Origin of the sequence: Azospirillum sp. TSO22-1 (assembly GCF_003116015.1) — a bacterium.
Classification (GTDB): domain Bacteria; phylum Pseudomonadota; class Alphaproteobacteria; order Azospirillales; family Azospirillaceae; genus Azospirillum.
In genome coordinates this window covers 11,958-34,014 of sequence record NZ_LGQZ01000101.1, presented here as the reverse complement: position 1 = coordinate 34,014, position 22,057 = coordinate 11,958, and the positions used below count along the sequence as shown (strand labels likewise).

Genomic DNA, 22,057 nt, shown 5'->3' with positions numbered 1-22,057 from the left:
CATGTTCGATCGTCACTTCAAGGTCTGGCCGCGCCGCACGCCGCACCATCTGAGCGTCCCGGAAACGACCCTGAGCTTCAACCTGGAGGTCACCGCGCGCCGCCATCCCGGCCGCGCCGCCATCGTCTATTACGGCCGGACGCTCACCTACGCCGACCTGCACGAACAGGTGGAGCGGCTGGCCGGCTACCTGCGGAACCGCCTGGGCGTGGCGAAGGGCGACCGCGTGCTGCTCTACATGCAGAACAGCCCGCAGTTCGTCATCGGCTACTACGCCATCCTGCGCGCCGACGCCGTGGTCGTCCCGGTCAACCCGATGAACCGCACCACGGAGATGGAGCACTTCGTCGCCGACACCGGCGCCCGCGTCGCCCTGCTCGGCCAGGAGCTGCTGCCGGTCATCCAGCCGCTGCTGGGCCGGACCGGGCTGGAGCACGCCGTGGTGGCCAGCTACGCCGAGTACGCCGACCCGGCCTTCGACCTGCCGGTCCCCGACGCCGTCAAGGCGCCGCCCCGCGCCGACCTCGGCGCCGGCGCCGTGCCGTGGCGGGACGCGCTGGCGGCGGGGGAGACGGCGGCGCCGTCCACCACGCAGCCCGACGACTGGGCGGTGTTCCCCTACAGCTCCGGCACCACCGGCAACCCGAAGGGGTGCATGCACACGCACCGCACGGTGATGATGCCGCTGGTCGCCGGCCTCGTCTGGAGCCCGATGGCGCCGGACTCCACGCACCTCGTCACGCTGCCGCTGTTCCACGTGACCGGCATGCAGGCGGCGATGAACCAGCCGATCTACATGGGCTGCACCATGGTGATCATGAGCCGCTGGGACCGCCGCGTCGCCGCCGAGCTGATCCAGCGCCACCGCGTCGGGCGCTGGCGCAGCATCACCACCATGGCCATCGACTTCGTCAACGACCCGGAGATCCGCCGCTTCGACCTCTCCAGCCTGGAGGCCATCGGCGGCGGCGGCGCCGCCATGCCCGAGGTGATCGCCGGGCGGCTGCGCGAGGTCACCGGCCTCGACTACATCGAGGGTTACGGCCTGTCGGAGACCGCGGCCAGCACGCACATCAACCCGGTCGAGCACCCGAAGCGCCAGTGCCTGGGCATCCCGATCTTCGACGTGGACAGCCGCGTGGTCAGCGTCGAGGACGGCCGCGAGCTGCCGCCGGGCGAGGTGGGCGAGATCCTCATCCACGGCCCGCAGCTGTTCAAGGGCTATTGGAACGATCCCCAGGGCACCGCCGAGGCGTTCATCGAGCTGGACGGCAAGCGCTTCTTCCGCACCGGCGACCTCGGCTATTACGACGAGGACGGCTACTTCTTCATCGTCGACCGGGTGAAGCGGATGATCAACGCCTCCGGCTTCAAGGTCTGGCCGACGGAGGTGGAGGCGCTGATGCTGCGCCACCCGGCCATCGCCGAGGTGTGCGTCATCGCGTCGCCCGACGCGCGGCGCGGCGAGACGGTGAAGGCCTGCGTGATCCTACGCGACAGCCACAGCGGCAGCGTCGGCGAGGAGGACATCATCGCCTGGTGCCGCGCCAACATGGCGGCCTACAAGTGCCCGTCGCGGGTGGAGATCCGCGACGCCCTGCCCCGCTCCGCCACCGGCAAGCTGCAATGGCGCGAGCTGCAGGAACAGGAATGGAGCGCCTGATCATGGCGGCGGAACGCATCCCCGGCATCCCCACCCTGGCCAACCGCGTCGGCGACGTGCTGGGCGTCAGCGACTGGCTGACGGTCGGGCAGGACCGCATCGATGCCTTTGCCGGCGCCACCGGCGACGACCAGTGGATCCACACCGACCCGGAGCGGGCGGCGCGGGAATCCCCTTACGGCACGACCGTCGCGCACGGCCTGCTGACGCTGTCGCTGCTGCCGGTGCTGGCGGCGCAGGCGTTCGCGGTGGACGACGTGGCGACGAAGCTCAACTACGGCTTCAACCGCGTGCGCTTCACCGCCCCGGTGCCGGCCGGCGGCCGGGTTCGCGCCGGCTTCCGCCTGAAGGCGGTGGAGCCGCAGGACGGGCGGCGCCACCTGATCACCGTCGAAGCCACCGTCGAACTCGAAGGCTCCCCCCGCCCCGCCTGCGTCGCCGAGATGCTGGTGGTGTACGTGGAATAGGAATGATGCCCTCACCCTGCTCCGCGATACGGTATGCATAGACCACAACGATGCAGTAAGCATCTGAATTTCATGATATTTTCCGTCATCCTCGCGAAGGCGGGGATCCAGTGCTCGCGTCTGCGAGCCATATGATTCATATCGCCGCCGACGCGGCTCTGTCTTGGATCCCCGCTTTCGCGGGGATGACGGTTAAGTTTCTGAATTTGAAAGACAACAGCACCCCACAGGGAGAGGGCTGGACCCAAGCAAAGCTCGGGAGGGTCGGGCAGCGGTCTTCCCCGACAGCGAAAATTCTTGCCATGCCCGGCGCGTCGATCTAGGATTTAAGTCCCTAACACGCAAGGAACGGAACGGTGAACTGAACACGCCCCGCACACTGTTCCATGGTGTTTCACAGTGTTCCATTCGGCTGGCGAGGCCGCCGCTCCCCCCGCAGGGGAGAACGATGTCACCCCATCCGGATCTGCTGGAGGAACCGCTCCACCTCCTGGCGCAGGCGGTCGGACTGGGCGGACAGGTCATCCGCCGCGTGCAGCACCTGCCCGGCCGCGGTGCCGGTCTCGCCGACCGCCACGGTCAGCGTCGCGCTGTCGGACGAGAGGTGGCTGGTGCCGGACGCCGCCTCATGGATGTTGCGGGCGATCTCCTGCGTCGCCCTGCCCTGCTGCTCGACGGCAACGGCAATCGTCGCGGCGACGCGGTCGATGTCGCCGACCATGGCGGTGATGGCGGAGATCGCCTCCACCGTGCCGGCCGTCGCCTGCTGGATGGCGGCGACCTGCTGGCCGATCTCGTCGGTGGCGTGCGCGGTCTGGTTGGCGAGGCTTTTCACCTCGCTGGCCACCACCGCGAAGCCCTTGCCCATCTCGCCCGCCCGCGCCGCCTCGATGGTGGCGTTGAGCGCCAGCAGATTGGTCTGGTGGGCGATGCGGTTGATCAGGTCCACCACCTTGCCGATGGTCTGCGCCGAGGAGGACAACGCCTGCACCAGCCCGCCGGTGCGGCCCGCCTCGGCCACCGCCCGGCCGGCCATGGCGGTGGACTGCGCGACCTGCCGGCCGATCTCCCCCACCGAGGCGGAAAGCTGCTCGGCCGCCGCCGCGACGCGCTGCACGTTGCTGGCCGTGCTCTCCGACGTGGAGGAGAAGGCCGCCAGCCGCCGCGTCGCGTCCTCCGCGGTGCCGGCCATGCCCTCGGCGGCGGCGTGCAGTTCGACCGCCGAGGACGACACGGATTCCACCACGTGCTGCACGCTGGCCTGGAAGCCGTCGGCCAGCTCCGCCATCAGCCGGCCCTTGGCGCGTTCGGCCTCGCGCTCGGCCTGTTCCCGCTCGGCCTGGATGCGCTCCATGGCCTGGGCGTTGTCCTTGAAGACCCGCACCGCGCGGGCCATGGCGCCGACCTCGTCGCGGGCGGCCAGCGCCGGGATCTCCACGCCCTTGTCGCCCGACGCCAGCGCCTCCATGGTGGCGGTGATGCGGCGCACCGGGCGGATGATGCTGCGCGCGATCACCCAGGCCAGCACCAGCCCCACCAGCTCGCCCAGCACCGCCAGCGCGATCAGCACCGTCTGCACGCGGTCGAGCGTCCGCCCGCTCTCGGCCTGGATGCGGGCGAGGCTGGCCACCGCCGCCTCGCGCACCGCCTGCCCGCCGGCGTTCAGGCGGCGGCCGGTGACGCGGACCATGGCGTCGGCGATCACGTCCGCCTCGTCGGTCGCCGCGGCCACCGCCTCGAAGCCGCGCCGCGCGGTCTCCACGCTCTCCGCCGCCTCGCGCGCCGCGGCGCCGGTGTCCGGACGCTCGGACAGGCCCTTGAGGATGTTGGCCATGTCGGTGAGGTTCTTGCGGATCGCCTCGTCGTCGCCGTGCTGCGGGTCGGTCTCGAAGCGCACGACCAGCGGCTGCACCCGGCCGAGCCGCCCACGCACCACGTCGACGATGGCGGTGGCGCCGGCCTCGGTGCCGGCCTGCGCCGCCCGGACCAGCGCGGCGACGCGCCGCTCGGTCTCGGCCATGGCCAGCACGACGCCCTCGGCGAACAGGGCCTCGCGGCGGGCCTTGGCGTCGGCGAGGCGCGTGAACTCCCCGCCGAACCGGCCGCGGGCGTCGGCGAGGTCGTCGAGCGGCGCGTGCAGTTCCACCGCCTCCGACTGGCCGCGGGCACGCGCGATGTTGGCGTCGATGCGCTGGGCGACGGTCTCGGTGGTGGTCCGCTCGATGGCGCGGCCGGAGGCGGCGAATTCCTGCGCCGCGCGCATCAGGATGCCGGTGTCGGTCTGCAGCTCCATGGCGGTGATGGCGATGCCGGCGACGTCGCCGTACACCGCGAAGTGCCCGCGGGTCCGCTCGAACCCGACGACGCCCGCCGCGCCCATCGCCCCAAGCAGCAGAAGCACCGACAGGAATCCCGCGAAGATGCGCATGGAGATGGACAGGGCCGCCACGCTCAGGCGGAAGGGGGGTGCGCTGTGGGTCATGGGGTGCCGTTTGCCAGGAAAAATGGGGGACGCGCGCACCGGCGAAGCCGGAGCGAAGGCGGTCGGTCAGGGCTTTCAGGGAATGGGCGCGTCAGCGCCGGTCGGGCGGTTCAGCCGTCATCGGTGGTCCTCCCCTCGGATCGCTGTTTCGCCCACAGTCTCAGCAATCAGCGGCGCTGTCAATAATGCGGAATATATTTCCACATTAGCAACCCAACGTCGGAACGACCGCCCCCTCATCGCTTTTTGAATGGCTTCGTCGATCTTTGAATGGCCAGTTTCCGGCGCCTTCGCCCGGCCGCCGCGCCGGCTATAGAAAAACCTTATACGGGTCGGGGAATTTCAAAATGGCATGATCCGTGCGGCCAGCGGATGATGCGGGCAACGGCATCGCCCCCGCTTCCGCAGCGCGGCGGAGCCCGAGAGAACAAGAACCAGGAGGAAACGCCATGACAAGCGTCAGTGCGCCGGAACCGATCCCCGGCACCACCATCTTCGACGGCTCGATGGCCATGAGGGGCTACGCGCTGAACAAGATGTGCTACTCGTTCAACGAGGCCGAGAGCCGCAAGGCCTTCCTGGCGGACGAGGACGCCTACTGCGCCAAGTACGGCCTGAACGACGAGCAGAAGGCCGCCGTCAAGGCCCGCAACGTCCTGCAGCTGATCGCCGCGGGCGGCAACATCTACTACCTCGCCAAGTTCGCCGGGATCTTCGGGCTGAACGTCCAGGACGTCGGCGCGCAGCAGACCGGCATGACGGTCGAGGACTTCAAGGCGAAACTCGTGGCGGCGGGGGTCTGAACATGGCGCGCATCGTCGGTGGCATCACCACCTCCCACATCCCCGCGATCGGCAACGCCATCGCCCGCGAGATGTTCGAGGACCCATACTGGAAGCCGTTCTTCGACGCCTACCCGCCGGTCCGCGCGTGGCTGGACGAGGTCAAGCCGGACGTCGCCATCGTTGTGTACAACGACCACGGGCTGAACTTCTTCCTCGACAAGATGCCGACCTTCTCAGTCGGCGCGGCGCCCGAGTACCAGAACAAGGACGAGGGCTGGGGCCTGCAGCCGCTGCCGCCCTACCCCGGCGACCCGGAGCTGTCCTGGCACATCATCAATTCGGTGGTCGCCGAGGACTTCGACCTCTGCACCTGCCAGGAGATGGCGGTCGACCACGGCTTCACCGTGCCGATGTCGCTGCTGTGGCCGGACCGCGCCAAGATGGGCGGGCTCAAGACCATCCCGCTGGTGGTCAACACGGTGCAGCACCCGCTGCCCAGCCCGGCGCGCTGCTTCAAGCTGGGCCAGGCGCTCGGCCGCGCGGTGGAGTCCTTCGACAAGGACCTCAAGGTGGTGGTGATCGGCACCGGCGGCCTGTCGCACCAGCTTGACGGCGAGCGCGCCGGGTTCATCAACAAGAACTTCGACCTGATGTGCCTGGAGAAGATCGTCGATGATCCCGAGGCGCTGACCAAGTACTCGATCCACGACCTCGTGCGCCTCGCCGGCGCGCAGGGGGCGGAGCTGATCCTGTGGCTGGTGATGCGCGGCGCGCTGACCGGCACGGTGAGCAAGCTGCACAGCAACTACCACATCCCGATCTCCAACACCGGCGCCGGGCTGCTGCTGCTCGAAAACGCCGCCTGATCAAGGGCGTTCACCCCGCCACTGAGCCCCTCCCCCGACCCGGGGCGAGGGGCTTTCTTTTTGTCAGCATCGCGGATCATCGTTGATCCAGATCAATTGCCGCGCCTCCGCTATTGTATACATTACGAACAACAGGCGGCCTTGACGCCGCCAAATCAGCGGCAACATACCGCCGATTGTACGCAATAAGACGCATCCGGACGGGAGGCTCGGCAACGGATGGAAGCGGTCAGGCATTGGAGCGTCCGGCACGCCCGTGGCCTCAAGCGGGTCTACGACGCGTGCGCGCGTTGGGCGCCGCTGCTCGGCGGCGCGGTGCGCCGGCTGGGGCCGCCGCGCGCCGAACGCCTGCTGCTGCCGGCCGAGCGCGCGGCCAAGCGTTTCCTGTTCGACTGCCGCATGTGCGGCCAGTGCGCGCTGTCGCACACCGGCATGGCCTGCCCGACCAACTGCGCCAAGGGGATGCGCAACGGCCCGTGCGGCGGCGTGCGCGCCGACGGCGGCTGCGAGGTGGACCCGGCGATGCGCTGCGTCTGGGTCGAGGCGACGGCCGGCCGCAAACGGGTGGACGGCCGCCCCGACGGACCGGCGCTCGCCCCGCTCGACCACCGCCGGACCGGCCGCTCGACGCTGGTGCCGCTGATGACCGGCCGCCCGGTGCCGGCCACCGCCGCCGCCGAGACGCCGCCACCGCGCGAGCGGACCGTGCACGGCTTCGAGCAGGCCTGCCGCTCCGGCCGCTTCGTGGTAACGGCGGAGGTGGCGCCGCCGGACTCCGCCGATCCCGCCGCGCTGGTCGAGCGGGCGGCGCGCTTCCGCGGGCTGGTGGACGCCCTCAACATCACCGACGGCGCCGGCGGCAACTGCCACATGTCGAGCGTGGCCGCCGCCGCGGTGCTGGCCGCGCACGGCTTCGATCCGGTGGCGCAGATCGCCTGCCGCGACCGCAACCGCATCGCGGTGCAGGGCGACATCCTCGGCGCCGCGGCGCTGGGGGTGCGCAACGTCCTCTGCCTGACCGGCGACCACGGTGCCGGCGGCGACCAGCCCGAGGCCAAGCCGGTCTTCGACCTGGACGCGGTGTCGCTGCTGCGCGTGGCGCGCGACATGCGCGACCGCGGCGTCTTCGCCTCGGGCCGCGCGCTGGAGACGCCGCCGAACCTGTTCCTCGGCGCCACCGCCAACCCCTTCGTACCGCCGTTCGCCGACCGCGCCGCCAACCTGGAGCGCAAGGTCGAGGCCGGGGCGCGCTTCATCCAGACGCAGTTCTGCTTCGACCTGCACGCCTTCGCCGACTTCCTGCGCGCCGTGCGCGAGCGCGAGTTGCACCGGCGCTGCGCCCTCATCGTCGGCGTCGGCACGCTGGGCAGCGCCAAGGCGCTGCGCTGGATGGCCGAGCGTGTGCCGGGCGTGCACGTGCCGGCCCCGGTGATCGAGCGCGTCGCCCGCGTCGCCGACCAGAAGGCCGAGGGCAAGCGCATCCTGGTCGAAACGATCCGCGCCCTGGCGGAGATGGAGGGCGTCGCCGGCGTCCACCTGATGGGGCACCGCAACGAGAGCGTGCTGGCCGACGCCATCGTCGAATCCGGCCTGCGCACCGCACAAACCGCCGCCTGAGCGGCCAAGAACGGAGGACTACGCCGATGGAAGAGATGACCGGGCAGGAGCGCCAGCTCGTCGACTGGCTGGCCGACATGAACGAGGACGACGCCATCGACCTCGCCAAGCGCATGCTGCTGGAGGAGGGCGCCAACCCGCTGCGGGTGCTGGAGCTGTGCCGCGCCGGCATGGACATCGTCGGCAAGCGCTTCGAGGAGGGCGAGTACTTCCTGCCCGAGCTGGTCCTGGCCGGCGAGATGCTGGAGACCATCGGCGCCATCGCCAAGCCGCTGATCACGCACGCTCCCGGCGAGGAGCCGAAGAAGCTCGGCCGCGTGCTGATCGGCACGGTGCACGGCGACCTGCACGACATCGGCAAGAACATCGTCAGCTTCATGCTGGACATCAACGGCTTCGAGGTGAAGGACATCGGCGTCGACGTGCCGGTGCAGACCTTCCTCAAGGAGATCGACGCCTACAAGCCGGACGTCATCGGCCTGTCCGGCTTCCTGACGCTGGCCTTCGACTCCATGAAGGAGACGATCTCGGCCATCGACGGCGCCGGCCTGCGCGGGAGCGCCAAGATCATGATCGGCGGCGGCCAGATCGACGAGACGGTGCGCAGCTACACCGGCGCCGACGCCTTCGGCACCAACGCGGTGGACGCGGTGTCCCTGTGCAAGCGCTGGGTCGGGGTGGCGGCATGACCGGCGGGATCGTGCAGACTCCCGAGGCCAAGGCCGCGTACGACGCGCGCTGGCAGCGCGTCATGGACTGCGTGGCGCTCAGGCAGCCCGATCGCATGCCCATCGGCATGCAGCCGACCTTCTGGCTGGCCAAGTACGCCGGCATCTCGTGCAAGCAGCTGATGTACGACTACGAGGGCACCAAGGCGATCGCCGAGCGCGCGGTGCTGGAGTTCCAACCCGACGTGCACAGCCCGCTGGTGCTCGCCACCGCGTCCGGCAACGCGCTGGAGGCCATCGGCTTTAAGCAGCTGAACTGGCCCGGCCACGGGGTGGGCGACGACCAGCCCTTCCAGTACGTCGACCGCGAATACATGAAGCCGGAGGAATACGACGAGTTCCTCTTCGATCCCACCGGCTTCTACCTGCAGAAGTACCTGCCGCGGGTGGCCGGCGCCTTCGAGGGCTTCGAGGACCTGCCGAGCCTGCCGGGCCTGCACTATTTCCGCCTGATCGGCGGCATCCGCGCCTTCGCCAAGCCCTCCGTCCGCGCCGCGCTGGAGAAGGTCATCAAGGCCGCCGAGGAGGTCGAGCGCTTCGCCGCCCACCATACCCAGTTCACCCAGCGCATGGCGGCGCTGGGCTTCCCGGTCAGCTACACCACGACCTCGGTGTCGCCCTACGACTTCATCGCCGACTATTTCCGCGGCGCCACCGGCATGATGAAGGACCTGTTCCGCAACAAGGACAAGCTGCTGGAACTGCTGGACAAGGCGTCGGTCTTCCTGCTGCGCCACGCGGTGGCGGGGGCGCAGGCGTCCGGCAACCCGGTGGTGTTCATCCCGGTGCACTGGGCGCCCGACGCCTTCATGTCGCCCAAGCAGTTCGAGACCTTCTGGTGGCCGTCGTTCCGCCGGATGCTGATCGGCCTGATCGACGCCGGGCTGATCCCGATGCCGATGTGGGAGGCCGACTGCACCAAGCGGCTGGAGATCATCCGCGACGTGCCCCCGGGCAAGTGCATCTACTGGTTCGAGCGCACCGACATGGTCCGCGCCTTCGAGGTGCTGGGCGACGTGGTGGCGCTGCGCGGCAACCTGTCGCCGTCGATGATGACCACCGGCACCCCCGACGAAGTGGACGCCGCCGTGCGGCATCTGGCGGAGAACGTCTTCCACAAGGGCGGCAAGCTCATCCTCGACTGCGCCTTCGGCATTCCCGACGAGACGCCGGTGGAGAACGTGCGCGCCATGTTCGACGCCGCGCGGAAATACGGCGGCTGAGCCATGGCCGGCACCGTGCAGGAGCGCTTCCGGCGGGAGGCGGAGGAACTGGCGGAGCGCGAGGGGCTGGTCGAGGTCGCCCTCGCCCACCGCTTCGTGCCGCTCGATCACGGCGAGGCGCTGGACACGGCGCGCCTGACGCCGGAGTCCGGCACGCTGACCGCGCTAGCCTGCGGCGTCTGCACCATCGGCCCGCGGCTGGAACGGCGGGTGTCGGCGCTGTTCGCCGAGCGGCGGATGTCGCTGGCGCTGGCGCTCGACGCGTACGGCAACGCACAGCTGCGCGACGCCGTGCGCCGGCTGCAGGACCGCATGCAGGCCGAGGCGCGCCGGCAGGGCCTGAGCATGGCCGGCGAGCTGCGGCCGGGCGATCCGGGGATGGCGCTGGAGGCGCAGCCGGCGGTGCTACGGCTGGCCGGGGCGGAGCGCATCGGCGTGGCGGTGACGCACGGGCTGGCGCTCTCCCCGGCGAAGTCGGCGTCGATGGTGCTGGGCGTCGGCATCGACCTGCCGCCGGCGCGCTGGTCGCGCTGCGACGACTGCCCGACGGCGCCGCGCTGCCGGATGCGGGAGACGGCCGATGCGTGACGATACTTGCCCCCACCCCCGACCCCTCCCCCGCGGCGCAGAGGAGGGGGGATCGCCCTCCCCTGCGCAGCGGGGGAGGGAGGGGACCCATGCGCAGCATGGGGAGGGTGGGGGCAATGCGACGCCCTACACCCTGCACTTCCCCCAGCTCGACCGCGCCATCCCCGCCCGCCCCGGCGAGACGGTGTTCCACGCCGCGCGCCGCTCGGGCGTGCGCATCGTCGGGGCCTGCGGTGGGCGCGGCACCTGCGGCACCTGCGCGGTGCGCATCGGCCCGGACCGCAAGTGGGCGCGCGCCTGCCAAGCCATGCCGGACACCGACGCCGAGATCGAGGTGGCGCCGCGCTCGCTGGCCCCCGTCGTCCGCACAGAGCCGAACGCCGACACGGCGGAAACCCTCCCCCTCGCCCCCGCCGTCATCGACCGCGACATCGCCGTCGCCGAGGCGACGCTCAGCGACACCACCGGGGACCTCGACCGCCTCGCCCGCGCCCTCGACTTGCCCGTCGGCGCGGTGGACATCGCGACGGCCCGCGCCCTGCCCGGCGTGCTGCGCCACGGCGGCTGGCGGCTGCGCGCCCGGCTGCGCGGCGGCGAGCTGATCGGCGTGGCCCCCGTGGGGGCGCGCACGCTCGGCCTCGCCATCGACCTCGGCACCACCAACGCCGCCGGCTTCCTGATCGACCTGCGAACCGGCGTCCGCCTCGCCAGCCTCGGCATCGAGAACCCGCAGACCGCCTGGGGCGCCGACCTGATCAGCCGCATCAACCACGCGGTGCGCAACCCCGACGCCGCCGAGGAGCTGCGCCGCAGCGCCGTCGACGCGGTCAACGCGCTGGCGCACGACCTCTGCCGCGCCGTCGAAGCTGACCCGTCGGACGTGGTGGACGTCGCGGTGTGCGCCAACACCGCCATGCACCACCTGCTGATGGGCCTGCCGGTGCGCCAGCTCGGCCGCGCGCCGTTCGTCGCGGCGGTGCGCGACGCGGTGGACGTCAAGGCGCGCGACCTGGGCCTCACCGTCGCGCCCGGCGCCTGGGTGCATCTGGCGCCCAACGTCGGCGGCTTCGTCGGCGGCGACCACGTCACCGCGCTGCTCGCCACCGAATCCGAATGGTCGGCGCACGCCACCGCGCTGGTCATGGACATCGGCACCAACACCGAGATCTCGTTGATCCACCGCGGCGCGATCCTCTCGGCCTCCTGCCCGTCCGGGCCGGCGCTGGAGGGCGGGAACATCTCCTGCGGCATGCGCGCCGCCGAGGGCGCCATCGAGCGCGTGTCGGCCGGCGCCGACGGCCTCGTCCTCGGCGTCATCGGCGGACGGGAGCCGGTCGGGCTGTGCGGTTCCGGCGTGCTCGACGCGCTGGCGACGCTGCGCGCGGTCGGCGCGGTGGACGGGCGCGGCCGGCTGGCCGCCGGTCACCCGCTGGTGCGCGAGGCGGACGGCAAGCGGGCCGCCGAACTGGCGCCCGGCGTACGGTTCACCCAGGACGACGTGCGCGCCGTGCAACTCGCCAAGGCGGCGATCCGCACCGGGGTGGAGCTGCTGCTGCGCGAGGCTGGTCTGCATGAGAACGATATCGGCCGCTTCATCATCGCCGGCGCCTTCGGCGCCTACATCGACGTGGCGAGCGGCGTCGGCGTCGGCCTGTTCCCCGACCTGCCGGCGGAGCGCTTCGTGCAGGTCGGCAACGCCGCCGGCCTGGGTGTGCGCCGCATGCTGGCCTCGCGCCACGCCCGCGACCGCGCCCGCGACCTCGCGGCGCGCTGCCGCTACGTAGAGCTGAGCACGCGCGCCGACTTCCAGAAGAATTTCCTGAACAACATCGGCTTCAGCGGGAGGATCCCCTCGTGACCCCCAGTCATTTGAATCAGGCCCACGGCTTCGCCCTGACCATCATCGGCGAGCGCATCAACCCCGGCTTCAAGAGCACCAAGGCGCTGTTCGACACCGAGGACCTGCCCGGCCTCCAGGCGTTGGCTGTGAAGCAGGCCGAGGCCGGGGCGCGCTACCTGAACGTCAACATCGGCGCCCGCGCGCTGACCGACCCGCATTTCATGGCCGAGGTGATCCGCGCCATCCAGGCGGTGGTGCGCGTCCCGCTGTCCTTCGACTTCCCCAGCGCCCAGGTGCAGGAAATCTGCCTGAAGACCTACGACCGCGCGAAGGCGGACGGGGCGCTTCCCATCGTCAACTCGATCACCGAGCATCGCTGGGACCTGATGGATCTCTACCCGGCGCTGGGCCCCTTCAAGGTCATCCTCATGGCGTCGGAGCGCGTCGAGGACGGCGTCGCCAAGGGCAACAAGACGGCGCAGGAGATCGCCGGCACCGCCAAGCGCGGCGCGCTGCGCCTGGCGCGCGAGCACGGCATGGCGATGGACGACGTGTTCATCGACCTGTCGGTCAGCGCCATCATCGCCGACACCGCCGGCCTCAACCGCGCCACGCTGGACGCCGTGCGGCTGATCGGCGAGGACCCGGAGCTGAAAGGCGTGCACATGATGGGCGGGCTGTCCAACATCGGCCAGCAGCTGCCGGCGAAGGCCATCGACGGCTCCGACCTCAAACACTCCCTGGAATGCGCCTTCCTGACCCTGGCGGCGCCGCACGGCTTCGACACGGTGCTCGGCACGCCCTGGCGCGGTTACCACCCGCTGCCGGACGACCACCACGTGCTGGCCACCTACCGCGCCTTCCTGGAGCAGAGCGGCAGCAACGCGCTGCGCGCCGTGCGCAAGTTCTACAAGGCCTGAGCCCATGACGACTCTGGTGGTCGGATCGTACTTCGACGGGGAGCGCCACCACGACCGCGGTCCCTACGCCCTGCGCTTCGATGGCGCCGTGCTGCGCGCCATCGACCCGGCCGCACCGGGCACGCCGCCGGATGCCGCCTTCGCCATGCCGTCGCTGGTGGAGGCGCACGCGCACCTGTTCCTCGACGGCGGCGTCCTCGACCTCAAGGAGCGCGCCGCGGCGATGAAGGCGGATCGCGACGCCATGCTCGCCACCGCGCACCGCGGCCTGGGCCAAGCCCGCGCCGCCGGCATCGGGCTGGTGCGCGACGTCGGCGACCGCTGGGGCATCAACCACCAGCTGCGCGACGAGACGCGCGGCCAGCCGGGAATCCAGGTGCGCTCCTGCGGCGTGGCGCTGCGCCGCCCGGGCCGCTACGGCGGCTTCATGGGGCGCGAGGTGGCCGACGACCTGGAGATCCTGGCGGCGGTGGACGAGATCGCCGCGCGCGGCGACGACGTGAAGGTGCTGCTGACCGGCATCATCGACTTCGCCACGGGGAGCGTCCCCGGCACGCCGCAGTTCGACGCCGACGCGCTGCGCCTGATCACCGGCCGCGCCCGCGCGCACGGCCGGCCGACGCTGGCGCACTGCAGCGGCCTCGCCGGGCTGGAGGTGGCGGTGGCCGGCGGCATCGGCTCCGTCGAGCACGGCTTCTTCATGACCCGCGCCATCCTGGAGCGCATGGCCGGCGAGGGCACCGCCTGGGTCCCGACCTTCGCGCCGGTGGCGTTCCAGGGCGACCGGCCGGAGTTCGCCGGCTGGCCGCCGGAGACCGTCGCGGTGATCGCCGGCATCGTGGGCTCGCACCGCGACCACGTGGCGCTGGCGCATCAGATGGGCGTGCCGGTGCTGTGCGGCACCGACGCCGGCAGCCACGGCGTGGAGCACGGCCGCGCCCTGATGGAGGAGATGATTGTGCTGCTGGACTGCGGCCTGCCGGTGGAGGCGGTGCTGCGCGCCGCGACCTCGCTGCCCCGGCGGTTGTGGGGGGCGCCGGCCAACGACCTGGCGCCCGGCGCCCGGCCCGACCTGCTGCTGCTGCAGGACTCGCCGTTCCGCAACCCCGAGGCTCTGCGCATGCCGCTGGCCGTCGGCGAGGCTGGCGAGGTGGCGCCCGCCCGGCTAGACTGCGGCTGATGTCCCGACACCAGCAGATCGTCCTCAAGCTCCGCGAAATGATCGTCAGCGGCGCGCTCCGCCCGGGAGAGCGCGTCACCGAGATCCCCATCGCCGAACAGCTCGGCGTGTCGCGCACGCCGGTGCGCTACGCGCTCGGCATCCTGTCGCGCGAGGGGCTGGTGGTGCCGACCGACAACCGCCGCGGCTTCGTGGTGCGCGAGTTCACGCTCAGGGACATCGTCGACGCCATCCGCGTGCGCGGCCTGCTGGAGGGCATGGCGGCGCACGACCTCGCCCGTGCCGGCCTGACGCCCGCCCTGGAATCCGACCTGCGCGCCTGCGTCGAGGAGGGCGCGGGGCTGTTCGCCAAGGGGCACCTCGCCGACGAGGACGGCGTGGTGTGGACCGACCTCAACGGCCGCTTCCACGACCTGATCGTCGGCGGCTCGGCCAACAAGGCGCTGACGCACGCGCTGCAGATCAACGACAAGGTGCCCTTCGCCTCGGCCAAGGCGTTCCTCGACGACCGCTCCGACGCCGAGGTGGTGCGCAAGCAGTTCGACGTGCTGTACCTCGCCCAGAAGCAGCACGAGGCCATCTTCCAGGCGCTGCGCAACGGCGAGAGCAGCCGCGCCGAGGCGCTGATGCGCGAGCACAGCTACGCCGCCATCGACAACATCCGCCTGTTCCAGACCGCGCTCAGCCAGCAGATCGGCGCGCTCTAAGCGCACGGTCATTGTATGCAATGATGCGGCAAAACCCAACTCCCCTCGCGGAAGAGGGGGGAGGAGAGCTTCCGCTCCCCGTGCGAAGCCGGTCACCACGAAGGCACGAAGACACGAAGGTGGAGAGCACGCGTCTGCCACCTTCGTGTCTTCGTGCCTTCGTGGTGAAAAAGTCCGGCCAACCTGTCGCACCGCCCCATTCGCTTCGCCCACGAACAATCCGCTTGTATACATTCACGCCTGCCCCCATACTCCCTCCAACGACCGCGCGAACGCGCGCATCCCATGGGAGGGAGACCGTGACCGACACCCCGTCGTTTCCGACAAACACCTGGTACGCCGCCGCCTGGCACCACGAGGTAGAGCGGGCGCTGACGCCCCGCACCGTGTGCGGCAAGGACATCGTGCTGTACCGCCGCCTCGACGGCGCCGTCGCGGCGCTGGAGGACGCCTGCTGGCACCGGCTGCTGCCGCTCTCCATGGGCCGGCTGAACGGCGACGAGGTGGTGTGCGGCTACCACGGCCTCGTCTTCGACCCGGCCGGCCGCTGCACGCACATGCCGGCGCAGGAGACCATCAACCCGTCCGCCTGCGTGCGCGCCTACCCGGCGGTGGAGCGGCACCGGCTGATCTGGGTGTGGATGGGCGACCCGGCGCGCGCCGACCCCGCCGCCATACCCGACTTTCACTGGAACGACGGCACCGACTGGGTCGGCGAGGGCGGCACCTTCTACGGCCTGAAGTGCGACTACCGGCTGGTCATCGACAACCTGATGGACCTGACGCACGAGACCTACGTGCACGCCGGCAGCATCGGCCACGACGCCATCACCCGCAGCCCGTTCGACGTCACCCACACCGACCGCACCGCCACGGTGACGCGCTGGATGGAAGACATCGAGGCGCCGCCGTTCTGGGCGCGGCAACTCGGCCGGCCGGGGCCGGTGGACCGCTGGCAGATCATCCATTTCCAGGTGCCGTGCACCATCGCCGGCGACGTCGGCGTCGCGGTGGCCGGCACCGGGGCGCGCCAGGGCGACCGCTCGCAGGGCGTCAACGGCTGCTTCCTCGCCTCCATCACCCCGGAGACCGAGAAGACCTGCCACTACTTCTGGAACTTCGTGCGCACCTTCCGCACCGACGACGCGGAACTGACGACGGCGCTCAACCTCGCCCACGTCAACGACGGTCGCGGCGTCTACGACCAGGACCACGCGGTGCTGGAGGCGCAGCAGCGGGCCATCGACCGCAACCCGCGCCAGCCCTTCTACAACCTGAACATCGACGCCGGGGCGCTGTGGGCCCGCCGCCTGATCGACCGCATGATCGCCGCCGAGGTGCCGCATGGCCGCTGATGATGAATGGCTCAGCGCCCGGCTGCGCGCCACGCGTGACCTGACGCCCGACATCCGCCTGTTCGAGATCGAACCCGACGAGCCCCTCGACGCCGCCCCGCCGGGCAGCCACATCGAAGTGGCCGTCCACCCGGAGGGGCGGCCCGGCACGCGCTCCTACTCGCTGATCGACCGCTGCGGCGACGGCATGCTGCGCATCGCGGTGAAGCGGATGCCGCAGAGCCGCGGCGGCTCGGCCTACATGTGGGGCCTGGCGCCCGGCGACCGGCTGCGCGTCACCCGGCCACGCAACCGCTTCCCGCTGGCGCACGGCCGGCCGGAGTACCTGCTTGTGGCCGGCGGCATCGGCATCACGCCGATCCACAGCATGGCGCTGGCGCTGGCCGAGGCCGGCGCGCGGTTCCGCGTGCTGTACGGCGCCCGCGGCCGGGCCGACCTCGCGTTCGGGGAGGAACTGCGCGCGCTGCTCGGCGGCCGGCTGGAGGCGGTCCTGGACGAGGACGGCCAGCGCATCGACCTGGAGCGGGAGATCGCGGCGCTCGCCCCCGGCGGCGAGCTGTACGTCTGCGGCCCCATCGGCCTGCTGGATGCCGCCCGCACCGCGTGGCAGCGCAGCGGCCGGCCGGCGGCGGGGCTGCGCTTCGAGACCTTCGGCAACACCGGACGCTTCGCCGCCGAGCCGTTCACGGTGCGCATCCCGCGCCTCGGCCTGGAGGTCGCGGTGCCGGCGGAACGCAGCATGCTGGAGGCGCTGGAGGAGGCCGGCGTGGCGATGCTCTCCGACTGCCGGCGCGGCGAGTGCGGGCTGTGCGCGGTCGACATCCTGGAGGCGGCGGGCACGGTGGACCACCGCGACGTCTTCTTCAGCGAGGGGCAGAAGGCGGAGAGCGCGAAGATGTGCACCTGCGTGTCGCGGATCGCCAGGGGCGGGGTGACCATCGATACGGCGGATCGGTGAAACGATACCCCCACCCCGCCCCTCCCCCGCTGGGCGGGGGAGGGAGTATTCTTGCCTCCCCTGCGAAACGGCGGAGTTCCCTCCCCCGCCCAGCGGGGGAGGGTTAGGGTGGGGGCAAACCCACTATCACCCCACGATCCCCAACCCCCGCAGATGCGCCAGCTGCGCGTCCATCGCCCCGACCAGCGCGTCGATGACCGGCGTGCGGCGGCGGTGCAGCAGGGAGATCACGCCGGCCGGGCGCGGCGGTGTCTGGATCTCGACGGGCACCACGCGCACGCTGCCGCGCTGCAGGTCGCCAGCCAGCATCAGCGCCGGCAGGATGGTCAGCACGCCGCCCTCGTGCACCAGTTCGCGGGTCAGCGACAGCGAGGTCGAGCGGATTGCCGTGCGCGGCAGCGGCACGCCCATGCTCATCAGCGCCTCCTCCAGGTCGCGCCCCAGGCGCTGCGCCGAGGACGGCAGCGCCAGCTCGAAGCGCGGCAGGTCGGCGACGGTCAGCGCCGGCTCGGCGAACACCGGGTGGTCGCTGCGCGCCATCACCGCGATGGGTTCCTGGTACAGCGTCTCACGGCGGAACTCGTCCGGCCCCTCGGGCGCGTACAGGCGGCCGACCACGAGGTCGATGTCGCCGGCCGCCAGCATCGGCAGCAGCTCGCGGGTCAGCGCCTCGACCACCCGCACGCCCACCCCGGGGCTGGAGCGGCGCAGCCGCGCCAGGGCGGCCGGCACCAGCCCGGCCCCGGCCGCCGGCAGCACGCCGAGCGACACCGTGCCGGCGGCCCCCTTCGCCACCTCCTCCAGCTCCTCGCCGAGGCGGGACAGCTCGGACAGGATCGCCTCGGCGCGGGCCAACACCACCTCGCCATAACCGGTCGGCAGCACCCCGCGCGGCAGGCGGTCGAACAGCTTGGCGCCGATCGCCTCCTCGGTGTCCTGCAAGGCCTTGGTCAGCGCCGGCTGGCTGATTCCCAGCGCATAGGACGCCTTGGACAGGCTGCGGTGCTGGGCGATGGCCAGCACCACCCTGAGCTGGCGGATCTTCAGCCGCTGCGCCAGATGCCCTGGATTAACCTCCACGCCGCCCCACCCCTCGAAGCCATAACCATACGGTTATAGCTATTTCCGATCATTCGATAAAGCGCATGATCATCCGCATCATAAACTACCCACCGAAACGACCGATCGAAACCGGTCGACCTATGGGAAGGACACAATGATGCGGGCACCGCGGGCCGGGAGGCCGGCCCATGGCTGAGCGCCCCGCCCTGCTCCTGCTGCCGGGGCTGCTGTGCGGCGCCTGGGTGTGGACTGGCCAGACGGCGGCGCTGGCCGACGCGGCGGACATCACCGTCGCCGACTTCTTCGGCTTCGAGTCCATCGGCGCCATGGCAGACTCGGTGCTGGCCACGGCCCCGGCGCGCTTCGCCGTCGCCGGCCACTCCATGGGCGGCCGGGTGGCGCTGGAGATCGTGCGCAAGGCGCCGGAGCGGGTGAGCGCTCTGGCCCTGCTGAACAGCGGCGTGCACCCGCGCCGGCCGAACGAGGCGGAGCAGCGGCAGGTGCTGGTCGACCTCGCCCACGCCGAGGGTATGGACGCGCTGGCCCGGCGCTGGCTGCCGCCGATGGTGGCGCCGGCGCGCACCGCCGACGCGCCGTTCATGGAGCGGCTGGCCGCCGAAGTGCGGCGGGCGACGCCGGAGATCTTCGAGCGGCAGATCCGCGCCCTGCTGAACCGTCCGGACGCGGAGTCCGTGCTGTCCACCATCGCCTGCCCGACGCTGGTGCTGGGCGGCCACCAGGACGGCTGGAGCCCGGCGGACCAGCAGCGGAGCATCGCGGCCGGCATCGCGCGGGCGTCCCTGACGCTCATCGACGACTGCGGGCACATGTCGCCGGTCGAACAGCCGGAGGCGGTCAGCGCGGCGTTGCGCGGCTGGCTCCAAACCCTAACTGCTTGAATGCGTACAGAACTGGAGACACTGCCATGAAGGGCGCCGTCATCCGCGATTTCCCCCGCGTGTCCGCCGAGGTGCTCGACGAGTTCGCCCGGCTGGGCACCGCCACCGTGCACGAGGCGCGCGGCCGCGTCGGCCTGATGCGGCCGTACATGCGGCCGATCTATCCGGGGTCGAGCATCGCCGGCAACGCCGTCACCGTCACCGTGGCGCCCGGCGACAACACCATGATCCACGTCGTCATCGAGGTGTGCAAGCCGGGTGACGTGCTGGTGATCGTGCCGACCTCGGAGTGCAGCGACGGCTATTTCGGCGAGCTGTTCGGCACCGCGCTGAAGGCGCGCGGCGTGCGCGGCACCATCATCGAGGCCGGCTGCCGCGACCTGGCGCCCCTGCAGGAGATCGGCTTCCCGGTCTGGTCGAAGGCGGTGTCGGCGCAGGGCACGGTGAAGGAGACGCTGGGCAACATCAACCTGCCGGTGGTCTGCGCCGGGCAGGCGGTGGAGGCCGGCGACGTCATCATCGCCGACGACGACGGCGTGGCCGTGGTGCCGGCCGGCGAGATCGACACGGCGCTCGCCGCCGCCCGCGCCCGCCTCGCCAAGGAGGAGGCCAACCGCGCCAAGTTCCAGCGCGGCGAGCTGGGCCTCGACGTCTACGGCATGCGCGCCAAATTGGCGGAGAAGGGCCTCGTCTACTTCGACACCATCGCGGACTATAAGGCCCGGAGCTAAGCCCATGCAGACGGCCATCCCCTGCGTCCTGATGCGCGGCGGCACCTCCAAGGGGCCGTACTTCCTGGCCGGCGACCTGCCGTCCGACCCGGACCTGCGCGCGCGCGTGCTGCTGGCGGCGCTGGGCTCGCCCGACCTGCGGCAGATCGACGGGCTGGGCGGCTCGCACCCGCTGACCAGCAAGGTCGCCATCGTCGGGCCACCGACCCGGCCGGACGCCGACGTCGACTACCTGTTCGCCCAGGTGGTGGTGGATGAGCCGCGGGTGGACCTCGGCCAGAACTGCGGCAACATGCTGGCCGGCGTCGGCCCCTTCGCCATCGAGAAGGGACTGGTGCCCGCCACCGGCGACCTGACCAGGGTGCGCATCCACATGGTCAACAGCGGCGACGTCGCCGTCGCCACCGTGCAGACGCCGGACGGCGTCGTGCGCTACCACGGCGACGCCGCCATCGACGGCGTGCCGGGCACCGCGGCGCCGATCATCCTCGACTTCCTGGACGTGGCCGGCACCACCTGCGGCGCGCTGCTGCCGACCGGCAACGCCTGCGACCGCGTCGAGGGCGTGGACGTCACCCTGATCGACAACGGCATGCCGGTCGTGGTGCTGCGCGCCAGCGACCTCGGTGTCAGCGGCGCCGAGACGCCGACCGACCTGGAGGGCAACGCCGCGCTGAAGGCCCGTGTCGAGGCGATCCGGCTGGCCGCCGGGCGGCTGATGAACCTGGGCGACGTGTCGAAGAAGACCATGCCGAAGATGTCGCTGGTCTCCCCGCCGCTGGCCGGCGGCGTCATCAACACCCGCACCTTCATCCCGCACCGGGTGCACGAGGCGATCGGCGTGCTCGGCGCGGTCAGCGTCGCCACCGCCTGCGTCCTGCCCGGCTCGGTGGCCGCGCCGGTGGCGAAGCTGTCCGGCGGCGGCGCCGTGCAGCGGCTCGACGTCGAGCACCCGACCGGCTTCTTCTCGGTCGAGATCGAACTGGACCCGGAGGCCGAGGGGGTGTCGGTCAAGCGCTCGGCCCTGCTGCGCACGGCGCGCAAGCTGATGGCCGGCGAGGTCTTCATCCCCGCCACCGTCTGGAAGGGCAACCGATGAGCACGCTTCCCGCCCGCGTCGCACTGATCGGCTTCGGCGAGGTCGGCCGCATCTTCGCCCGCGACCTGCGGGCGCTGGGCGTCACCGACCTGCGCGCCTTCGACATCGCCTTCGCCAACCCGGACAGCGCCCAGTTGCGCAACGCCCGCGCCCAGGAGGTGGAGGTCTGCCCCGACGCCCCCGCGGCGGTGCGCGGCGCGACGCTGGTGATCTGCGCGGTGACCGCCGGCTCGGCGCTCGACGCCGTGCGGTCGGTGCTCCCCGGAATCGACAGGCAAGCCTTCCTCGTCGATGTCAACTCGGTGTCGCCGGGCGTCAAGCGCGAGGCGTCGGAGGCGGTCAACGCCGCCGGCGGCCGCTACGTCGAGGCCGCGGTGATGAGCTCGGTGCCGCCCAAGGGCCTCCGGACGCCGATGCTGCTGGGCGGTCGCCACGCCGCCGCTTTCGAGCCCGTCGCCAAGGCGCTGGGGCTGGATTTCCAGGTCTATTCCGACCAGGAAGGCGCCGCGTCGTCGGTCAAGATGTGCCGCAGCGTCATGATCAAGGGCCTGGAGGCACTGGTCATGGAGTGTCTGGTCAGCGCCCGCGCCTACGGCGTCGAGGCGGACGTGCTGCGCTCGATGAGCGACACCATGCCGAACACCGACTGGGAGGAACTGGCCGGCTACATGATCCGCCGCTCGCTCCAGCACGGCCGCCGCCGCGCCGAGGAGATGCGCGAGGTGGCGAAAACCGTGGCCGACACCGGCTGCGAGCCGCTGATGAGCCTCGCCATCGCCGCCCGCCAGGACTGGGCCGCCGACACCGGCGGCACAATGCCGAAACCCGCCGACGCCGATCCCCTGGGCGGCGTCCTCGACGCCATCCGCCGCACGATGCCGACATAA

The 22,057-nt window shown here is 71.4% G+C and carries 20 protein-coding genes; 18 read left to right on the top strand and 2 right to left on the bottom strand.

Annotated features, from left to right (window positions below; genetic code table 11):
- The first annotated feature begins 1 nt into the window (after position 1).
- Both TSO221_RS24315 and TSO221_RS24310 read left to right on the top strand, forming a co-directional pair.
- Positions 2 to 1,663, top strand: a complete 1,662-nt coding sequence (locus TSO221_RS24315) for a long-chain fatty acid--CoA ligase (RefSeq protein ID WP_109121102.1) — start codon at positions 2 to 4, stop codon at positions 1,661 to 1,663.
- A complete protein-coding gene (locus tag TSO221_RS24310) occupies positions 1,651 to 2,130 on the top strand; it encodes a MaoC family dehydratase (RefSeq protein ID WP_247878231.1) in 480 nt (159 codons plus the stop codon). The genes TSO221_RS24315 and TSO221_RS24310 overlap by 13 nt, the downstream gene beginning before the upstream one ends.
- 451 nt (positions 2,131 to 2,581) lie before the next feature.
- Here the strand turns inward: TSO221_RS24310 and TSO221_RS24305 are convergent, their stop codons facing one another.
- On the bottom strand, positions 2,582 to 4,612 hold the full coding sequence (locus TSO221_RS24305; protein ID WP_109121101.1) for a HAMP domain-containing methyl-accepting chemotaxis protein: 2,031 nt from the start codon (positions 4,610 to 4,612) through the stop codon (positions 2,582 to 2,584).
- A gap of 449 nt (positions 4,613 to 5,061) precedes the next feature.
- Between TSO221_RS24305 and TSO221_RS24300 the strand changes: the two genes are divergently transcribed.
- The 12 genes from TSO221_RS24300 (at position 5,062) to TSO221_RS24245 (ending at position 17,379) form a co-directional block, all read left to right on the top strand.
- Positions 5,062 to 5,415, top strand: a complete 354-nt coding sequence (locus tag TSO221_RS24300; protein WP_109121100.1) for a protocatechuate 4,5-dioxygenase subunit alpha — start codon at positions 5,062 to 5,064, stop codon at positions 5,413 to 5,415.
- 2 nt (positions 5,416 to 5,417) lie between these two features.
- Positions 5,418 to 6,263 (top strand): class III extradiol dioxygenase family protein, encoded by an 846-nt coding sequence (locus tag TSO221_RS24295; protein WP_109121099.1) that lies wholly within the window; start codon positions 5,418 to 5,420, stop codon positions 6,261 to 6,263.
- 219 nt (positions 6,264 to 6,482) lie between these two features.
- Positions 6,483 to 7,880, top strand: a complete 1,398-nt coding sequence (locus TSO221_RS24290) for a methylenetetrahydrofolate reductase C-terminal domain-containing protein (protein ID WP_109121098.1) — start codon at positions 6,483 to 6,485, stop codon at positions 7,878 to 7,880.
- Between the two features lie 26 nt (positions 7,881 to 7,906).
- On the top strand, positions 7,907 to 8,569 hold the full coding sequence (locus TSO221_RS24285) for a cobalamin-dependent protein (RefSeq protein WP_247878227.1): 663 nt from the start codon (positions 7,907 to 7,909) through the stop codon (positions 8,567 to 8,569).
- Entirely contained in the window at positions 8,566 to 9,831 is a 1,266-nt protein-coding gene (locus tag TSO221_RS24280; RefSeq protein ID WP_109121097.1) for a uroporphyrinogen decarboxylase family protein, read from the top strand. The genes TSO221_RS24285 and TSO221_RS24280 overlap by 4 nt, the downstream gene beginning before the upstream one ends.
- A gap of 3 nt (positions 9,832 to 9,834) precedes the next feature.
- Positions 9,835 to 10,419, top strand: a complete 585-nt coding sequence (locus tag TSO221_RS24275) for a hypothetical protein (RefSeq protein WP_109121096.1) — start codon at positions 9,835 to 9,837, stop codon at positions 10,417 to 10,419.
- The gene (locus TSO221_RS24270; RefSeq protein WP_109121095.1) at positions 10,412 to 12,277 is read left to right on the top strand and encodes an ASKHA domain-containing protein; all 1,866 of its coding nucleotides are present in this window, start codon (positions 10,412 to 10,414) and stop codon (positions 12,275 to 12,277) included. Before TSO221_RS24275 ends, TSO221_RS24270 begins: the two co-directional genes overlap by 8 nt.
- Positions 12,274 to 13,179 (top strand): dihydropteroate synthase, encoded by a 906-nt coding sequence (locus TSO221_RS24265; RefSeq protein WP_247878225.1) that lies wholly within the window; start codon positions 12,274 to 12,276, stop codon positions 13,177 to 13,179. The genes TSO221_RS24270 and TSO221_RS24265 overlap by 4 nt, the downstream gene beginning before the upstream one ends.
- A gap of 4 nt (positions 13,180 to 13,183) precedes the next feature.
- Positions 13,184 to 14,359 (top strand): amidohydrolase family protein, encoded by a 1,176-nt coding sequence (locus TSO221_RS24260; RefSeq protein WP_109121093.1) that lies wholly within the window; start codon positions 13,184 to 13,186, stop codon positions 14,357 to 14,359.
- On the top strand, positions 14,359 to 15,066 hold the full coding sequence (locus tag TSO221_RS24255; protein WP_109121092.1) for a GntR family transcriptional regulator: 708 nt from the start codon (positions 14,359 to 14,361) through the stop codon (positions 15,064 to 15,066). Before TSO221_RS24260 ends, TSO221_RS24255 begins: the two co-directional genes overlap by 1 nt.
- 299 nt (positions 15,067 to 15,365) lie before the next feature.
- Positions 15,366 to 16,421, top strand: coding sequence for an aromatic ring-hydroxylating dioxygenase subunit alpha (locus TSO221_RS24250; protein ID WP_109121091.1), 1,056 nt, complete (start codon positions 15,366 to 15,368; stop codon positions 16,419 to 16,421).
- On the top strand, positions 16,411 to 17,379 hold the full coding sequence (locus TSO221_RS24245) for a PDR/VanB family oxidoreductase (protein ID WP_109121090.1): 969 nt from the start codon (positions 16,411 to 16,413) through the stop codon (positions 17,377 to 17,379). Before TSO221_RS24250 ends, TSO221_RS24245 begins: the two co-directional genes overlap by 11 nt.
- Before the next feature lie 126 nt (positions 17,380 to 17,505).
- On the opposite strand, the gene TSO221_RS24240 is transcribed toward TSO221_RS24245, so the two are convergent.
- The gene (locus tag TSO221_RS24240; protein ID WP_109121089.1) at positions 17,506 to 18,459 is read right to left on the bottom strand and encodes a LysR substrate-binding domain-containing protein; all 954 of its coding nucleotides are present in this window, start codon (positions 18,457 to 18,459) and stop codon (positions 17,506 to 17,508) included.
- Between the two features lie 170 nt (positions 18,460 to 18,629).
- Between TSO221_RS24240 and TSO221_RS24235 the strand changes: the two genes are divergently transcribed.
- The 4 genes from TSO221_RS24235 to TSO221_RS24220 are packed head-to-tail and all read left to right on the top strand — an operon-like array spanning position 18,630 to position 22,057.
- Complete coding sequence (locus TSO221_RS24235) at positions 18,630 to 19,340, top strand: alpha/beta fold hydrolase (protein WP_109121088.1); 711 nt, start codon at positions 18,630 to 18,632, stop codon at positions 19,338 to 19,340.
- Between the two features lie 26 nt (positions 19,341 to 19,366).
- Positions 19,367 to 20,071 (top strand): 4-carboxy-4-hydroxy-2-oxoadipate aldolase/oxaloacetate decarboxylase, encoded by a 705-nt coding sequence (locus TSO221_RS24230; RefSeq protein ID WP_109121087.1) that lies wholly within the window; start codon positions 19,367 to 19,369, stop codon positions 20,069 to 20,071.
- Between the two features lie 4 nt (positions 20,072 to 20,075).
- Complete coding sequence (locus TSO221_RS24225; RefSeq protein ID WP_109121086.1) at positions 20,076 to 21,170, top strand: 4-oxalomesaconate tautomerase; 1,095 nt, start codon at positions 20,076 to 20,078, stop codon at positions 21,168 to 21,170.
- On the top strand, positions 21,167 to 22,057 hold the full coding sequence (locus tag TSO221_RS24220) for a DUF1932 domain-containing protein (RefSeq protein WP_109121085.1): 891 nt from the start codon (positions 21,167 to 21,169) through the stop codon (positions 22,055 to 22,057). The genes TSO221_RS24225 and TSO221_RS24220 overlap by 4 nt, the downstream gene beginning before the upstream one ends.

What these genes read in the sequence shown, in the direction of transcription:
- TSO221_RS24235 (WP_109121088.1), top strand. Translation starts at nt 18,630, where the DNA reads ATGGCTGAGCGCCCCGCCCTGCTCCTGCTGCCGGGGCTGCTGTGCGGC.
- TSO221_RS24290 (WP_109121098.1), top strand. Translation starts at nt 6,483, where the DNA reads ATGGAAGCGGTCAGGCATTGGAGCGTCCGGCACGCCCGTGGCCTCAAG.
- TSO221_RS24305 (WP_109121101.1), bottom strand. Translation starts at nt 4,612, where the DNA reads ATGACCCACAGCGCACCCCCCTTCCGCCTGAGCGTGGCGGCCCTGTCC.
- TSO221_RS24230 (WP_109121087.1), top strand. Translation starts at nt 19,367, where the DNA reads ATGAAGGGCGCCGTCATCCGCGATTTCCCCCGCGTGTCCGCCGAGGTG.
- TSO221_RS24245 (WP_109121090.1), top strand. Translation starts at nt 16,411, where the DNA reads ATGGCCGCTGATGATGAATGGCTCAGCGCCCGGCTGCGCGCCACGCGT.
- TSO221_RS24315 (WP_109121102.1), top strand. Translation starts at nt 2, where the DNA reads ATGTTCGATCGTCACTTCAAGGTCTGGCCGCGCCGCACGCCGCACCAT.
- TSO221_RS24310 (WP_247878231.1), top strand. Translation starts at nt 1,651, where the DNA reads ATGGAGCGCCTGATCATGGCGGCGGAACGCATCCCCGGCATCCCCACC.
- TSO221_RS24260 (WP_109121093.1), top strand. Translation starts at nt 13,184, where the DNA reads ATGACGACTCTGGTGGTCGGATCGTACTTCGACGGGGAGCGCCACCAC.
- TSO221_RS24255 (WP_109121092.1), top strand. Translation starts at nt 14,359, where the DNA reads ATGTCCCGACACCAGCAGATCGTCCTCAAGCTCCGCGAAATGATCGTC.
- TSO221_RS24300 (WP_109121100.1), top strand. Translation starts at nt 5,062, where the DNA reads ATGACAAGCGTCAGTGCGCCGGAACCGATCCCCGGCACCACCATCTTC.
- TSO221_RS24285 (WP_247878227.1), top strand. Translation starts at nt 7,907, where the DNA reads ATGGAAGAGATGACCGGGCAGGAGCGCCAGCTCGTCGACTGGCTGGCC.
- TSO221_RS24275 (WP_109121096.1), top strand. Translation starts at nt 9,835, where the DNA reads ATGGCCGGCACCGTGCAGGAGCGCTTCCGGCGGGAGGCGGAGGAACTG.
- TSO221_RS24295 (WP_109121099.1), top strand. Translation starts at nt 5,418, where the DNA reads ATGGCGCGCATCGTCGGTGGCATCACCACCTCCCACATCCCCGCGATC.
- TSO221_RS24225 (WP_109121086.1), top strand. Translation starts at nt 20,076, where the DNA reads ATGCAGACGGCCATCCCCTGCGTCCTGATGCGCGGCGGCACCTCCAAG.
- TSO221_RS24220 (WP_109121085.1), top strand. Translation starts at nt 21,167, where the DNA reads ATGAGCACGCTTCCCGCCCGCGTCGCACTGATCGGCTTCGGCGAGGTC.
- TSO221_RS24280 (WP_109121097.1), top strand. Translation starts at nt 8,566, where the DNA reads ATGACCGGCGGGATCGTGCAGACTCCCGAGGCCAAGGCCGCGTACGAC.
- TSO221_RS24270 (WP_109121095.1), top strand. Translation starts at nt 10,412, where the DNA reads ATGCGTGACGATACTTGCCCCCACCCCCGACCCCTCCCCCGCGGCGCA.